This is a genomic window from Streptomyces sp. Inha503, assembly GCF_047215865.1.
Classification (GTDB): Bacteria; Actinomycetota; Actinomycetes; order Streptomycetales; family Streptomycetaceae; genus Streptomyces; species Streptomyces lycopersici.
This window is the reverse complement of sequence record NZ_CP178360.1, coordinates 10,491,656-10,506,452: the sequence shown is the minus strand read 5'-3', so window position 1 is coordinate 10,506,452 and position 14,797 is coordinate 10,491,656. Positions and strand designations below refer to the sequence as shown.

General features: G+C 71.4%; 10 protein-coding genes and 2 pseudogenes. 3 read left to right on the top strand and 9 right to left on the bottom strand.

What is annotated here, in order from left to right; all coding sequences use genetic code 11:
* Positions 1-73: 73 nt before the first annotated feature.
* Together polX and ACJX2R_RS44055 are read left to right on the top strand one after the other, a co-directional pair.
* Positions 74-1,819, top strand: coding sequence for a DNA polymerase/3'-5' exonuclease PolX (gene polX, locus ACJX2R_RS44060; protein WP_413104653.1), 1,746 nt, complete (start codon positions 74-76; stop codon positions 1,817-1,819).
* Positions 1,816-2,580, top strand: a complete 765-nt coding sequence (locus ACJX2R_RS44055) for a uracil-DNA glycosylase (protein WP_413104652.1) — start codon at positions 1,816-1,818, stop codon at positions 2,578-2,580. Before polX ends, ACJX2R_RS44055 begins: the two co-directional genes overlap by 4 nt.
* 166 nt (positions 2,581-2,746) lie before the next feature.
* Here the strand turns inward: ACJX2R_RS44055 and ACJX2R_RS44050 are convergent, their stop codons facing one another.
* From ACJX2R_RS44050 to ACJX2R_RS44020, 7 genes and pseudogenes are all read right to left on the bottom strand, one after another.
* The gene (locus ACJX2R_RS44050) at positions 2,747-4,432 is read right to left on the bottom strand and encodes a S1 family peptidase (protein WP_413104651.1); all 1,686 of its coding nucleotides are present in this window, start codon (positions 4,430-4,432) and stop codon (positions 2,747-2,749) included.
* A gap of 329 nt (positions 4,433-4,761) precedes the next feature.
* The gene (locus ACJX2R_RS44045) at positions 4,762-5,112 is read right to left on the bottom strand and encodes an L-rhamnose mutarotase (RefSeq protein ID WP_413104650.1); all 351 of its coding nucleotides are present in this window, start codon (positions 5,110-5,112) and stop codon (positions 4,762-4,764) included.
* 81 nt (positions 5,113-5,193) lie between these two features.
* A pseudogene (locus tag ACJX2R_RS44040) lies at positions 5,194-5,891 on the bottom strand (glycoside hydrolase family 16 protein); the annotation flags it as partial.
* 778 nt (positions 5,892-6,669) lie between these two features.
* Positions 6,670-8,034 (bottom strand): GH1 family beta-glucosidase, encoded by a 1,365-nt coding sequence (locus ACJX2R_RS44035; protein ID WP_413104649.1) that lies wholly within the window; start codon positions 8,032-8,034, stop codon positions 6,670-6,672.
* Between the two features lie 74 nt (positions 8,035-8,108).
* Positions 8,109-8,984: a carbohydrate ABC transporter permease gene (locus ACJX2R_RS44030; protein WP_413104648.1), complete on the bottom strand. Its 876-nt coding sequence runs from the start codon at positions 8,982-8,984 to the stop codon at positions 8,109-8,111.
* The gene (locus ACJX2R_RS44025; protein ID WP_262702358.1) at positions 8,977-9,975 is read right to left on the bottom strand and encodes a carbohydrate ABC transporter permease; all 999 of its coding nucleotides are present in this window, start codon (positions 9,973-9,975) and stop codon (positions 8,977-8,979) included. The genes ACJX2R_RS44030 and ACJX2R_RS44025 overlap by 8 nt, the downstream gene beginning before the upstream one ends.
* A 13-nt stretch (positions 9,976-9,988) precedes the next feature.
* On the bottom strand, positions 9,989-11,311 hold the full coding sequence (locus tag ACJX2R_RS44020; RefSeq protein ID WP_413104647.1) for an ABC transporter substrate-binding protein: 1,323 nt from the start codon (positions 11,309-11,311) through the stop codon (positions 9,989-9,991).
* Between the two features lie 182 nt (positions 11,312-11,493).
* On the opposite strand from ACJX2R_RS44020, the gene ACJX2R_RS44015 reads away from it, so the two are divergent.
* Positions 11,494-12,819: an ROK family protein gene (locus ACJX2R_RS44015; RefSeq protein ID WP_413104646.1), complete on the top strand. Its 1,326-nt coding sequence runs from the start codon at positions 11,494-11,496 to the stop codon at positions 12,817-12,819.
* Between the two features lie 174 nt (positions 12,820-12,993).
* On the opposite strand, the gene ACJX2R_RS44010 is transcribed toward ACJX2R_RS44015, so the two are convergent.
* Together ACJX2R_RS44010 and ACJX2R_RS44005 are read right to left on the bottom strand one after the other, a co-directional pair.
* Positions 12,994-14,034, bottom strand: a complete 1,041-nt coding sequence (locus ACJX2R_RS44010; RefSeq protein WP_262702361.1) for a LacI family DNA-binding transcriptional regulator — start codon at positions 14,032-14,034, stop codon at positions 12,994-12,996.
* A 109-nt stretch (positions 14,035-14,143) separates the two neighbouring features.
* Positions 14,144-14,656, bottom strand: a pseudogene (locus ACJX2R_RS44005) (DUF1996 domain-containing protein); the annotation flags it as partial.
* Positions 14,657-14,797 lie beyond the last annotated feature (141 nt).

The following is a 14,797-nucleotide window of genomic DNA, read 5'->3' as shown; positions in this document are numbered from 1 at the left end:
ATCGCCGTTTCGCTCCTGACACCAGGATCCCTCCACCTCACCGGGATCGCCAGAGCCGACTAAAATCGCTCTCATGGCTCGCTCCAACGAGGAGGTCGAAGCCCTCCTGCGCGAATACGCCGATCTGCTCCTGATCACGGGCGGGGACGCGTACCGGGCGCGTGCGTACGAGAAGGCCGCCCGGGCGATCGGCGGCCACGCGGCCGACATCTCGCAGTTCGACGCGAAGGCGCTGCGGGACATCCCCAATGTGGGCCGGTCGATCGCCGACAAGGTGGTCGAGTACCTGCGCACCGGGACCATGCCCGCCGTCGAGGAGGCGCGCGCCGCGATCCCGGCCGGGGTGCGGGAGCTGACCGCCATCCCGGCGCTCGGGCCGAAGAAGGCCATGATCCTCTACGAGGAGCTGGAGATCTCCTCGATCGACCAGCTGGCCCAGGCCATCGAGGGCCACCAGCTGCGCGACCTCAAGGGCTTCGGGCCGAAGTCCGAGGAGAACATCCTGCACGGCATAGGGCTGATGCGTGCCGCGGGCAACCGCATCCCGCTCGACGAGGCCATGGACGTGGCCGATGACATCGTCTCCGCCCTGTCCAAGGTGCCCGGCTGCCGGCGGTGCGCGTACGCCGGGTCGCTGCGCCGGATGAGGGAGACCGTGGGCGATGTGGACATCCTGGTGGCGGCGGAGGAATCCGGCCCGTTCATGGAGGCGTTCACCCGGCTGCCGCTGGCCTCCGAGGTGATCGCCCACGGCCAGAAGAAGACCTCGATCCGCACCACCAAGGGGCTCCAGGTGGATCTGCGGGTCCTGCCGCTGGACTCCTGGGGCGCGGGACTGCTCTACTTCACCGGCTCCAAGGCGCACAACATCCGCGTCCGCGCGATCGCGGTGCGCCATGGCCTCAAACTCTCCGAATACGGCCTCTTCGAGACCAAGAGCGGCAAGACCATCGCCTCACGGAGCGAGGAGGACGTCTACGCCCGGCTCGGCATGGACTGGATCCCACCGGCGCTGCGCGAGGACCGGGGCGAGGTCAAGGCGGCCCTCGAAGGTCAACTCCCCCGGCTGGTCGAGGAGTCCGACCTCCGGGGCGATCTGCACACCCACACCAACCTCACCGACGGGCTGGAATCACTGGAGGACATGATCGCCAAGGCGGAGCGGCGCGGCTACGCGTACTACGCCATCACCGACCACGCGCCCAAGCTGTACATGCAGCAGATGACCGAGGAGAAGATGCTGGCCCAGCGGGAGCGGGTGCGCGCGCTCGACCGGGGGCGCGGCCGCGGGGACACCCGGCTGCTGCACGGTGTGGAGCTGAACATCGACGTCGACGGGGACGTGGACTGGCCGCCCGGCTTCCTCGCGGACTTCGACCTGTGCGTGGCCTCCGTGCACACCCAGTTCGGCCAGGACCGCAAGGCCATGACCCGGCGGCTGGTGCGCGCCTGCGAGAACCCCCACGTGCATGTCATCGGCCATCCGACCACCCGGCTGATCGGCAAACGGCCCGGTATCGACGCCGACTTGGACGAGGTGTTCGCCGCCTGCGCCCGCACCGGCACCGCGCTGGAGATCAACGCACATCCGGACCGGCTCGATCTGTCGGACGAGAACATCCTGCGGGCCAAGTCGCACGGTGTGGTGTTCGCCCTGGACAGCGACGCCCACTCGACCCGGGACCTGGACAACATGCGGTACGGAGTGGGCATGGCCCAGCGGGGCTGGCTGACCCCGGACGATGTCATCAACACCTGGTCGCTCACCCGGCTGCGGCGTTTCCTGCGCAAGGACTCGGGGCACCAGCCCCCAACATGACCACTTCCGAACCCGACCGCTCCTACCCCGCCCGTCAGGCCCCCGGCGCCGAAACCCTCGCCGAGCTGGACGCACGGGTCATCGACTGCCGCGCCTGCCCCCGGCTGGTCCAGTGGCGGGAGGAGGCCGCCCGCACCAAGCGCCGGGCCTACGCCGACTGGGAGTACTGGGGGCGTCCCGTACCCGGGTTCGGGCCGCCGGACGCCGGGGTGGCGATCGTGGGGCTCGCACCGGCCGCCCACGGTGGAAACCGCACGGGCCGGATGTTCACCGGCGACCGCGCCGGTGACTTCCTGTACGCGGCGCTGTACGACCTGGGGCTGGCCAGCCAGCCGACCGCCACCCACCGGGGCGACGGTCTGGAGCTGTACGGGGTCAGGATCACCTCGCCGGTGCACTGCGCCCCGCCCGCCAACCGCCCCACCCCCGAGGAGCGGGACACCTGCCGCTCGTGGCTGGCCCGGGAGCTGCGGCTGCTGCGGCCGACGCTGCGGACCGCGGTGGTGCTCGGCGCGTTCGGCTGGCAGGCGGTGATGCCCGCCTTGGAGGCGGGCGGGTGGGCCGTACCCCGGCCCCGGCCGGTGTTCGGCCACGGCGCACGGGCCACGCTGCGGGCGGCCGACGACGGGCCGCCGCTCACGCTCTTCGGCTGCTACCACGTGAGCCAGCAGAACACCTTCACCGGACGGCTCACCCCGGCCATGCTGCGCGAGGTGCTCGGCGCGGCGGCGGAGGCGGCGGGGGTGCCGGTCTCCGGCTAGGGCCGGGAGGGTGGCCGTGGGGGCGTGGGGCCATGGGAGCGTGGGGCCATGGGAGCGTGGGGCCGAGGGGCCGAGGGGCCGAGGGGTCGTGGGGTCGTGGAGAAGGGGAGGCCCCGGGCACTGGGGCAGGAGGGCGCCCGGGGCCTCGTTCATGGGGTGGGCCGGATCAGTTGAGGCCCTGGCCCGCGACGCTGCCGGTGTCACCGGCCCCGGCGGCGTCACCCGCGTCACCGGCGCCCGCGTCACCGGCTCCGGCGTCGCCCGCGGCGTCTCCGGCGCCACCGGCCGCGTCACCAGCACCGCCCGCTGCGTCACCGGCGCCACCGGCCGCATCACCAGCACCACCGGCCGCGTCACCAGCGCCACCGGCCGCATCGCCAGCGCCACCCGCCGCGTCACCGGCACCACCGGCCGCATCGCCAGCACCACCGGCCGCATCGCCAGCACCACCGGCCGCGTCACCAGCGCCACCCGCCGCGTCACCGCCACCGGCGCCGCCGCCGTCCGCGCCGATGACCGCGCCAGTGGCCTCCAGCGCGGCGGTCACCGGCTGGAAGAACGTCTCGCCGCCCTGGGTGCAGTCGCCGCTGCCGCCGGACGTCAGCCCGACCGCCGCGTCCTCGGCGAACATCGCGCCACCGCTGTCGCCGGGCTCGGCGCACACATCGGTCTGGATGAGGCCGTTGACGATGTCGCCGTTGCCGTAGTTCACCGTGGCGTTGAGGCCGGTGACCGTGCCGTCGGTGACCCCGGTCGTGGAGCCGGAGCGCTGCACCTTCAGGCCCACGCTCGCCTCGACGGCGCGCCCGATCTCCTGGGTGTTGCCGTTCTGGAGGTCGACCGTGCTGGATGGCTGGGTGGTGGCGTCGTCGTACATCACCAGCGCGAAGTCGTTCTCGGGGAACTTGGAGTCCTGCACCGTGCCCACCTGCTGGGCCCCGGCCTCGTCCGAGGTCCAGGTCTGGGATTCGTTGCCGCAGTGGCCCGCGGTCAGGAAGCCCGGCGCGCCGTCGACGCTGACGTTGAAGCCCAGGGAACAGCGGGCGCCACCGCCGAAGATGGCATCGCCGCCGTCGAGCCCACCGGCCGCGGCGTCCCCGCCGCCACCGCCGCCACCAGCGCCCCCAGCGGCATCCCCGGCCCCGCCAGCGGCATCACCCGCGCCGCCCGCCGCGTCCCCGGCGCCACCCGCACCCGCGTCACCAGCACCCGCGTCACCAGCACCGCCCGCCGCACCGGCGGCGTCCCCGGCGCCCGCGTCACCCGCATCGCCCGCATCGCCCGCGTCACCCGCCGCGTCCCCGGCGCCCGCGCCGCCGTTGTCGCCGGGCTGAGCCGCCTCCTCGCCGTCGAACTTCTTGAACTCACCCTTGCTGCGCTTGACGCTGACCGTGTCCGCCATCTGACCCGTGGCCTTGGTCAGCGTGCCCCACTTCGTGCCGGTCACCGTCCGGTCGGCGGTCACCTGGACCTTGTTGGTGATCGGGTCGATCGACCAGGCGGTGCCGGGCACCGACGCGTCGCTGCTCAGCGTCTGGGTGGCGGCCTTCAGATCGGCCATGCTGTTCTGGACGACCTTCGCCACGGCGCCCTTGGCCCGGACGGACTCGGCGGAGTTCTCGTCCACCACGTTCATGACCAGTTGGCGGTTGCCGTTGTCGTAGTACCAGCCCGCGCCGTTGTCACCGAGGTCCGAGGCGAGACTCCTCGCGAGCTTCACGGCGGCCGGAGACGAGAAGGTCTTGGCTCCCGACGACTCGTCCGGGTTCGCGTTCGCGTTGGGCAGCAGAATGGCGGCTGCCCCGAGCGCGGTGATGGCGGCTCCGGAAATGGCGAGGGTCCGCTTGTTCACACGTCGGTGGCTCAACTCACTGACCTCCAGTCGGGGATGCGCGGCAGACGTGTGCGGAGCGCTTGTCGCGTTCCGCCACGCCCCCGCGCGGGGCCACCACGTCGTACGTGGACGCGTTCGCCCCGCTCTCACCCGTACTCAAGGTCTGATGAAAGGCTGCGCCGAACGATCCGGACCGGTAGGCTCCGCCGGTTCGGCCGATCGTCCCCGCTACGGGCTACCAGGGACTCGCCCCTGGGCCCCGGGGTCTGGGGCGGAGCCCCAGTTGAGGGAAGGGGCGGGTAGGGGAAAGCAGCCCGCCGCGGGCGTGACGACCCGCCCGACACCCCCTACCCGCGCTCGGCGGCCTCGGCCTGGGCGCGCAGCTCCCACACCTCGTCGAGCGCCATCCGCTCCGCCTCGGCGGGGGAACCGCCGGTGTCCTCGAAGTGGTCGACGTACGCGCCGATGAACTCCTGCCAGCGCTGATTGGCCGGGTCCTCGTCCAGCGCCGCCATCGCGGCCGCGAAGTCCTCGCAGTCCACCAGGTGGAAGAGATGGCGTCCGCTGCGCCAGATCCGCCAGTTGGTGATCCCGGCCCGGCGCAGCGCCGCAAGCAGGTCCTCCGGGACCGTGGCGTGCACCTGCTCATAACCGGACTCCTGGCCCTCCTTGAGAACCGAGTGCAACGCCACCCGCATCGGCGCTCCTCCTTCTTCTTCCGCTGCTTCCGCTGCCGGGCGGCCACGGTGGCCGCCCGTCAACGATCCATGATGCAGCGCTCACCCCTTCTGTTCGACGCGCACCCAGTCCACCCACCTCCGCCTGCACTCCCCCGGCCGGGTACGCCCCGCCCAGGGTGAGGTTGAGGATCACGTACTGGTTGTGGCCGAAGACCCACTGGCCACGGGTGGACTCGAGCTTGTTGCGGCTCGTCTCCTGAACCACCCGGTCATCGACGAGGAAGCGCATCCCGGTGGGTGTCCACTCCACCGCGTAGGTGTGCCACTGGTCGGCGGCCACCGCCCGGGTAGGTCTGGCGGGCGCCGATGTTGCCGTCCGCCGAATAGCCGGGGCCGTGCAGGGCGGTGCTGGTCCAGTCGGCGTAGCCGATGTTCTCCATGATGTCGGTCTCACCGGAGGCGGGCCAGGACACCGAGGGATCGTCCACATCGCTGCCCAGCAGCCAGAACGCGGGCCAGTAGCCGTCGCCGACCGGCAGCTTCATCCGGGCGCTGACCCGCCCGTAGGTGAAGTCCAGGTTGGTGTGGGTGTCGACGCGTCCGGAGGTGATGTCGTACGTGCCGCCACCCGTCTGGGTACAGCCCTTGCGGTACTTCGCCCTGAGGACGAGATTGCCGTTCTCGGTGCGGATGTTGTCGGAGGAGTCGACGTACGCCTGCGACTCGCCGTTGACCGACCCCATCTCCTGGCCGGTCCGCACCACACGCCACTTCGAGCGGTCGAGGGAGGCGCTCGTGCCGAAGTGCCGAAGTGCCGGTGTGCCGTAGTGCCGTGGTGCCGATGTGCTTTGCGTAGTGGCTGTGTGCCGCGGGTGGGCTTTTCCCCTCCCCGCCCCTTCCCGCTACCAGGGGCTCCGCCCCTGGACCCCGGGTCTGGAGCGAAGCCCCGTCACGCCGCGGAACCGCATATCGATGCCGCGGGAACGCCCGGAAAGGCAAGCAGCCCACCGACCACGCCCGCTACAGGGGCGCCACCCCTGGCCGCCCGGGCCCTGGGGGCGGAACCCCGGCCCGAAGGCCCGGGACAGAACCCCGGCCCGAAGCCCGGAGCAAAACCCCCGGCCCAAAGCCTCCCGGGCCCCCGGGCCGGGGGTTTGCTCCGACGAGAACCCCAGTCCGAGGCCTGGGACAGAACCCGGTTCCGGGAGCCAGGGGCAAACCCCCCGCCCCGGAGACCCGGGGACAGAACCACCAGTCCGAGGTCTGGGGCACAACCCCGGTCTCGGGCCCGGGGCAGAACCCCAGTTTCGGGCCCTGGCCAAAACCCCGGCCCAGGACCCAAGACAGAACCCCCGCCCCGGAACCCCAGGACAAAACCCCCAATCCGAAGCCTGGGGCAGAAGCCCGACCCGAAGCCCGGAGCAAACCCCCGGCTCCGGGGACCCGGGACAGAACCCCCAGTCCGGGGTCTGGGGCGGAGCCCCGGTTTTGGGGGCTGGGGCGGAGCCACAGGTTCGGGAAGGGGCGGGGAGGGGGACACGGCCGCCGCGGGCGTCGGGAACCCCCGGACGCCCCCTAGGCGGCGCGGCGAGCCCGGCCCCGGTGGTCGCGGATGATCTCCGCGTAGCGGTGGCCGGTTCCCTTGATGGTGCGGGCCTGGGTGCGGTAGTCGACGTGGACGAGGCCGAAGCGCTTGTCGTAGCCGTACGCCCACTCGAAGTTGTCCAGCAGCGACCAGGCGAAGTACCCGGCCAGCGGGGCACCCTTGCGGACCGCCGAGGCGCAGGCCGCGAGGTGCTGGACGAGGTAGTCCTGGCGCTCGGGGTCGTCCACGGTCCCGTCCGGCCGTACGACATCGGGGTAGGCGGAGCCGTTCTCGGTGACGTACAGCTTGCGGGCGCCGTATTCGCCGGTCAGGCGCAGCAGCAGGCTTTCGATGCCACCGGCGTCGACCTCCCAGCCCATGCCCGTGCGGGGAACGTCCGGGCGCCGGACGGCGCGGGCGTGCGGGGCCGGGCCGGTGGGGTCGTCGGTGACGGTGGCCGGGAAGTAGTAGTTCAGGCCCAGCCAGTCCAGGGGTGCGGCGATGGTGTCCAGGTCGCCGGGGCGCTCCGGCAGTTCGACCCCGTACACCTCGCGCATGTCGGCGGGGAAGCCACGGCCGTGCACCGGGTCCAGCCACCAGCGGTTGGTGTGGCCGTCCATGCGCCGCGCGGCGGCCTGGTCCTCCGGCCGTTCGGTGGCCGCCTCCACGGTGTTGAGGTTGTTGACGATGCCGACCTCGGCGCGTGGCGCGGCGGCCCGGATCGCCTGGGCGGCGAGGCCGTGGCCGAGCAGCAGGTGGTACGAGGCGCGGACCGCCGCGGTCAGATCGGTGAGCCCGGGCGCCATCACGCCGTCGAGGTGGCCGATCCAGGCCGAGCACAGCGGCTCGTTGAGGGTGGTCCAGTGGCGTACCCGGTCGCCGAGGCGGTCGGCCACCACCGAGGCGTACGCGGCGAAGTGCTCCGCGGTGTCGCGCTCGGGCCAGCCGCCCCGGTCCTGGAGCACCTGGGGCAGGTCCCAGTGGTACAGGGTGACGGACGGGGTGATGCCCGCCTCCAGCAGGCCGTCGATCAGCTCGTCGTAGAAGGCCAGCCCCTTGGCGTTGACCGGGCCGTCGCCGCCCGGCACCACGCGTGGCCAGGCGATGGACAGCCGGTAGGCGTTGGTGCCCAGCCGCTTCATCAGCCCGATGTCCTGGCGCCAGCGGTGGTAGTGGTCGCAGGCCACATCGCCGTGGTCGTCGCCCGCCACCTTGCCGGGGGTGTGCGAGAAGGTGTCCCAGATCGAGGGCGACCGTCCGTCCTCGGCGACGGCTCCCTCGACCTGGTAGGCGGAGGTGGCCGTGCCCCACAGGAAGTCGTGCGGGAAGGCTGTGAGGTCCAGGAGTTCGGACACGTACGTCCTTTCAGAGGTGGGAAGGTCAGGGGCGGGGAGGCCCGAAGTGGGGAGGCCCAAGGTGGGGAGGCCGGTCACTTCACCGCTCCCGCGGTGAGTCCGGCCACGAGATAGCGCTGTAGCAGCAGGAAGCCCGCGACCACGGGGACACTCACGACGAGCGAGGCGGCCATGACCTGGTTCCAGTACACCTCGGTCTGGGTTGCGTAGCCCTGGAGGCCCACGGCGAGGGTGCGGGTGGTGTCGTTGGTCATCACCGACGCGAAGAGCACCTCGCCCCAGGCGGTCATGAACGCGTAGACGGCGACGGCGACGATGCCGGGGATCGCGGCCGGGACGACGACCCGGAACAGCGCGCCCAGCGGTCCGCAGCCGTCCACCAGCGCCGCCTCGTCCAGATCGCGTGGCACCGAGTCGAAGTACCCGATGAGCATCCAGATCGAGAACGGCAGCGAGAAGGTGAGATAGGTGAGGATGAGGCCGCCCCGGGAGCCGAAGAGGGCGATGCCGGTGGCGTTGCCGATGTTCACGTAGATGAGGAACAGCGGCAGCAGGAAGAGGATCCCCGGGAACATCTGGGTGGACAGGACGGTGACGGTGAACACCCGCTTGCCCCGGAACCGGTACCGGCTGACCGCGTACGCGGCGAACACGGCGATCACCACCGAGCAGACGGTCGCCGCGCCCGCCACGATGGCCGAGTTCATGAAGTACTTGGCGAGCGGCACCGTCGACCAGATGTCGATGTAGGGGCGGATGGTCAGCCCGCTCGGCAGCCAGCGGAACGTCCCCGAGACGTCCTCCAGTGGCTTCAGGGAGCTGGAGACCATGACGTACACCGGCAGCAGGACGAACCCGGTGAGCAGGGTGAGGAAGATCCGGCGGGCCCAGAGGAAGGACCGGGGGGCGGCCATGGGTGAGCGGTGCCGCACAGGGGAGGTGCTAGACATCGGCCGTCTTCCTCTCTCGGGAGGTCAGCAGGAGGTACAGGCCCGTCACCACGAGCAGGAAGAGCAGCAGCAGGACGGACATGGCGGACCCGGTGCCGAAGTTCCAGGTGGCGAACGTCGTCTGGTAGACGTGGATCGAGATGAGGTCCGCGGCCTCCGGCGCTGCCTTGCCGAACAGCACATACGGGGTGTTGAAGTCGTTGAACGTCCACAGGAACAGCACCAGCGCCAGCACCTGGTTGACGGGGCGCAGCGAGGGCAGCGTGATGCGGCGGATCTGCTGCCACATCCCGGCGCCGTCGAGGGCGGCCGCCTCGTAGAGCTCCTTGGGGATGTTCTGGAGACCGGCCATGACGACGAGGAACGCGAACGGCCAGCCCTTCCACACCGACACGGTGAGCAGGGCGATGAAGCTGTTGTCGCCGATGAGCCAGAACGAGGGCTTGTCGGTGAGGCCCAGCTGGTCGTGGAGGACGTGGTTCACCAGCCCGTTGTCATGCTGGAACATGAACGCCCAGGTGATGACGGCCGTGTAGACGGGCAGCGCGTACGGGACCAGGAACAGGGTGCGCAGCACGCCCCGGCCGCGGAAGGTGTCCTGGAGGAAGATGGCGGTGGCGGTGCCCAGCAGCCAGCACAGCCCGACCGACAGCACGGTGAAGCCGCAGGTGACCCAGAAAGAGTGGAGCAGCGCCTCACCGGCCGGCGCGTTGATGTCGACCGAGATCTTGTAGTTGTCGAAACCAGACCAGGGGGCGGCGCTCCAGTCCCGGATGGAGAACCGGGTGAGCGCCTTGAAGCTCATCAGGATGCCCATCACCATCGGCACCAGATGGACCAGGAGCTCGAGGACCAGGGCGGGCAGGAGCAGCAGATACGGCAGTCCGATGCGGCGGATCCGCCCGGGGCGGCGCGGGCCTCGCGCCGCCCCGGGGGCGCTCCCCGACACGGTCCGCCGGTCTGCCTTCGCGGTGGCGGTCGTGGTGGTCATGAGGGGGCCGCGCTCACTTCGCCGGCATCTGCTGCTGGGCCTTCTCCAGCTTGGCCTTCACCGATGCGGTGGTCACCGGGCGTCCGCCGGCGGCGTCCGCGAACAGCTCCTTGACGGCCGTGCCCACGGACGTCTCGAACTGCGACTCGTCGGCCACCTGCGGCAGCGCCTCGGCGCTCTTGGCGAGGGTGTCCCGCAGGGCGGCCGTCGCCCGGGTGTTGAACGCGGGGTCGGACTGGGCGGCCTTGACCGGCGGGATGGAGCCGTACGCCTTGTTGAGGATCTTCTGCTCCGCGTCGCTGGTCATGAACTTCACGAACTTCAGCGCGCCGTCGTGGTTGTCGGTGTTCTTGAAGACGGCCAGGTTGATGCCGGCGACCATCGAGTTGACGGCGGTGCCGGTGCCGGGGGTGCCGGAGCGTACGGGCGCCGGGGCCACGCCCCACTCGTCGTCCTTCATGCCAAGGGAGGCGAAGGTGGCGGAGGCGGTCTGCCACAGGACCATGGCCGTCTTGCCCTTGGCGAAGTCGCTGAGGGACTGGTTCTGCGCGTACTCGGCGTTGCCCGGGGCGATGATCTTCTCTTTCGCCATCAGGTCGACGTACTGCTTGATCGCGGAGACCGCGCCGTCCGAGGTGAAGTCGGGCTTGCCGTCGGCGGTGAAGAAGTCCGCGCCGTGCTGCTTGGCGAAGACGAAGACCTGGTGGATGTTCTCCGAGAGGTTCGCGCCCTCGGCGCCGAGGCCCCACTTGCCGTCCTTGGAGAGCTTCTTGCCGGCGGCGACGACCTCGTCCCAGGTGGCGGGCGGCTTGGAGATGCCCGCGTCGGCGAACATCTTCTTGTTGTAGTAGAGCGCGTACGCCATCGAGTACAGCGGCACCGCGGCCGGGTCCTCGCCCTTCACCCCGGTGGAGCCGAGGGCGGAGTCCACGAAGCGGTCCTTGCCGCCGATGCCGCCGAAGTTCTTGTCGTCCCACGACAGCAGCGCGCCGGACGCCTGGAGCGAGGCGCTCCAGGTGTTGCCTATGTTCAGCACATCGGGGCCCTGGCCGGAGGTGGTCGCGGTGAGGATCCGGTTCAGCAGTTCGGACCAGGGGATGACCTCGAGTTTCACTCTGATCCCGGTCTGTTTCTCGAACTTGTCGAGCTCGGGCTTCAGGACCTTCTTGTCCACCGCGATGCTGGCGCCCTGGTTGGAGGCCCAGTACGTGAGCGTCTTGGGCGAGTCGTTGGATCCGCCGCCACCGGCCGTCGAGGAACCGCCTCCGCAGGCCGAGACGGCGAGGGCGAGTGACAAGGTGACGGCGCCTATGGCCGCGACCCGGATGCTGCGCATGGCTCCTGGTGTCCCTTCCGGGAGTGGTGAACGCCAAGAAGGACCCGGGTACGCGACCGCGTTCAACTCCCGAAGCCTCTCACGGCTTAATTTAGGACGTGAGTTAAACCTCAAGAGAAGGTCGCGTCAAGAGATCCGGCGGCGGTATCTTGCGGCGCGGAGCCCGGAGTTGAGGAGGCCAGGTGACGGCGAACAACGGCCGTACGGTTCGTGACCTGCGGCGGGAGAACCGTGCCGCCGTGCTGCGCCGGTTGTACTTCGACGGGCCGATGAGCCGCTATTCGCTGGCCCCCGCGACCGGGCTGAGTTCAGGTTCCATCAGCAACGTGGCCGCCGAACTGCTCGCCGAGGAGCTGGTGGAGGAGGCGGGCAGCATCGACTCCGACGGCGGCCGTCCCCGCACCCTGCTGCGGATCGCCCCGCACAGCGGCCACATGATCGGGGTGGATGTCGGCGAGACCCGGGTCCGCGTCGAGCTGTTCGACCTCGCACTGGCCGAACGGGCCCATGCGGACCGGCCGTTGCCCACACGTGGCACCGGGCACCGGGACCGCTACGACAGCGAGCTGATCGCGGGTCATATCCGCGGCGGCGTCGCCGAGGTCCTGGCGGCGGCCGGGCTCGCGCCCGATCGGCTCCTCGGCGTCGGCATCGGCGTCCCCGGCATCGTCGAACACTCGGAGGAGGGCGGTGCGGAGGAGGGCGGTGCGGTGGTGCACTGCCAGCCGATCGGCTGGGAGGCGGTCCCGCTGGAGCGGATGCTGCGCGGCGGGCCGGGCCGTCTTCCCCCGGAGGTCCCGTACTTCATCGAGAACGGCGCCAAGACGCTGGGGCAGGCCGAGATGTGGTTCGGCGCCGGGCGCGGTGCGCGCAACGCGGTGGTCGTGCTCTTCGGATCGGGCGTCGGCGCCTGCGTCGTCACCGAGGACGTCGAGCACGGCCGGGCGGTGGAGTGGGGCCATCTCACGGTGCGGGTGCGGGGCCGCCGGTGCCGCTGCGGGGCGCTGGGCTGCCTGGAGGCGTACGCGGGCGCGGAGGCTCTGCTGGAGCGCTGGCAGGAGGCGGGCGGGCAACCGCCGTCCGACACCGACGAGGAGACCGCCCTGACGGCGATGCTGGCCGCCGCCTACCCCGAGGACGGTGGCCATCCGGACCCGGTGGCGGCCGCCGTCCTCGCCGAGACGGCGGAGTACCTGGGCGCGGGTCTTTCCGACCTGATCAACCTCTTCCAGCCCGAGCGCATCCTCGTCGGCGGCTGGGCCGGGCTCCAGCTCGGCGCTCGCTTCCTGGACTCGGTACGCCACCACGCGCTCTCGTACGCGCTGCCGTACCCGTCCGGACGCGTCGGCATCGACCTGGGGGCGCTGGGGCCGGACGCGGTGACGGTGGGCGCCGCGATCCTGCCGCTCGCCGACTTCTTCGCCCGCGGTGGGCGCCGCCTGCCCGCCGGGCCCTCCCCGGAGCCGTCCCCGGCGTGGCGCACGACCCTGGGCACCCGGCTGGCGTAGGGCGGGGCGGGCGCCCACGCACATGGCGCGGGGATCGCGCACACGCTGCGCCCGCGCGGGGGTCGCGCACACGCTACGCCCACGTCCGGCGCGGGGCTGCGCCCATGTCCGGCGCGGGGCTGCGCCGAATCCCGTGCACTACGGAATCCGTGCCGCTTCGCCGACTCCATGCCGCTACGCCGACTCCCGTACCACCAGCTCCGGTTCGAAGAGGACCGCGACCGGATCGGTGCGCAGGCCCCGTACGTGCTCGTCGAGCAGCCGGGCCATCGCCGCCGCCATGTCCTCCACCGGCTGGCGCACCGAGGTCAGCGGCGGGCGACAGGTGGCGGCCACGCTGGAGTCGTCGAAGCCGACGACCGCCACATCGTCGGGCACCCGCCGGCCGCGCTCCCTCAGCACCTGGCAGACCCCCTGGGCCATCAGGTCGTTGGCCGCGAACACGCCTTCCACATCGGGGTGTTCGGCGAGCAGCGCGGTCATCGCGGCCACCCCGCTGTCCAGTGTGAAGCCGCCCTCGGCCACCGGCACGTACGGGTGGCCACCGCGGGCCATGGTGTCGCGGAACCCGGCGAGCCGCTCCTGGCTCGCCGCCACGGCCCACGGTCCCGACACGGTGGCCACCTTCCGGCACCCCCGGGCCAGCAGGCGCTCGGCGGCGATGCGGCCACCGTCCCAGTGCGCCAGGTCGACATGGCTGAGCGCCACCGGCCGTACGGGCCGGGCGAACAGCACGGCGGGCAGTCCGGCCTCGGCGAGCAGCGCGGGCAGTGGATCGTCGGGGTGGGTGGACACCACGAGGGCCCCGTCCGCGTTCCCCTGCCGCAGATACCTGACCACCTCCTCCCGGGCCTCGGGGGACTCGGCGAACATCAGCACCGGGTGCGTCGAGCGCGGCCGCAGGAATCCCACCACACCGCCGACCACCCGGCCGAAGAACGGGTCCGAGAACACCCGGGCGGCGAAGGCGTTCTGCTCCTCCTCCGAGGTGTCCCCGGCCCCAGAGACGACGAGCGCCACCGTGCCGGTGCGCCGGGTCACCAGCGATCTGGCCGCCCGGTTGGGCGCGTAACCGGTCCTCTCGATCGCCAGCCGGACCAGGTCCTGGATGGCCGGATCCACATTGCGGACGCCATTGACGACCCGGGACACGGTCGCCCGGGAGACACCGGCCTCCCGGGCGACATCCTCCAAGGTCGGGGCCTGTCGGTTCATGTCCGCACCCTAGTGGCAGCGTGTCCCGGGAGGATAGAGCGCTCTCCCGCCGCTCAGCGGCTCAGCGGCTCAGTGGTAGACGCCGAACGAACTCGTAGAGCGAGTAGCCGTAACCGGACTTGTCCCCCGGCGCCTTGCAGGTGGTGCGGCCGGCGTCGAGGGAGGCCGTGGTGCTGGCCGCGTCGGTCGTGGTGTTGCCCATGAAGGTGTGGTCATGGGACGCGCCCGGTCGCTGCGGATACACGATGGGGTCGTCCGGCTTGGTGTGGCTCACCGAGCAGTTGGCCTGGAACTCGTGGAAGTAGGGGTGGGGCGGCTCCTTGGTGGACGGGGTGACGCCGGTGACCGGCGGGTTCGCGGGGATGTAGCCGTCGCCGTCCGGGTCCTCGGGCGAGGAGGCGGAGGACGCCGCCATGGCGTGCCCTGCGTGGGCCGCGTGCCCTACGTGGGCCGCATGGGCCGCGTGCCCCGCATGCCCCGCGTACGCCGCCGTGACACCGCCGCCCGTGGACCTCGCCGCGGGCGTCTCGGCGCTCATCGCGATACCGCCGAGCCCCAGCGAGGTCAGCAGCAGCGCGCCCGCGATCAGAGTGGATGAAACGATCTTCGATCTCCGTGCCACGGGGGCCGGGCCGCCCGTATGACGGGCCGTCACCGGCTCGCGACAACAATGGGAGAGCGCTCTCCGAAATGGGAGTGTCCGGGCGGGAGTGCGAAGGCGTCGAGGCGTCGAGTGGAAAGGATCAGACACCGGTCCCCCTTT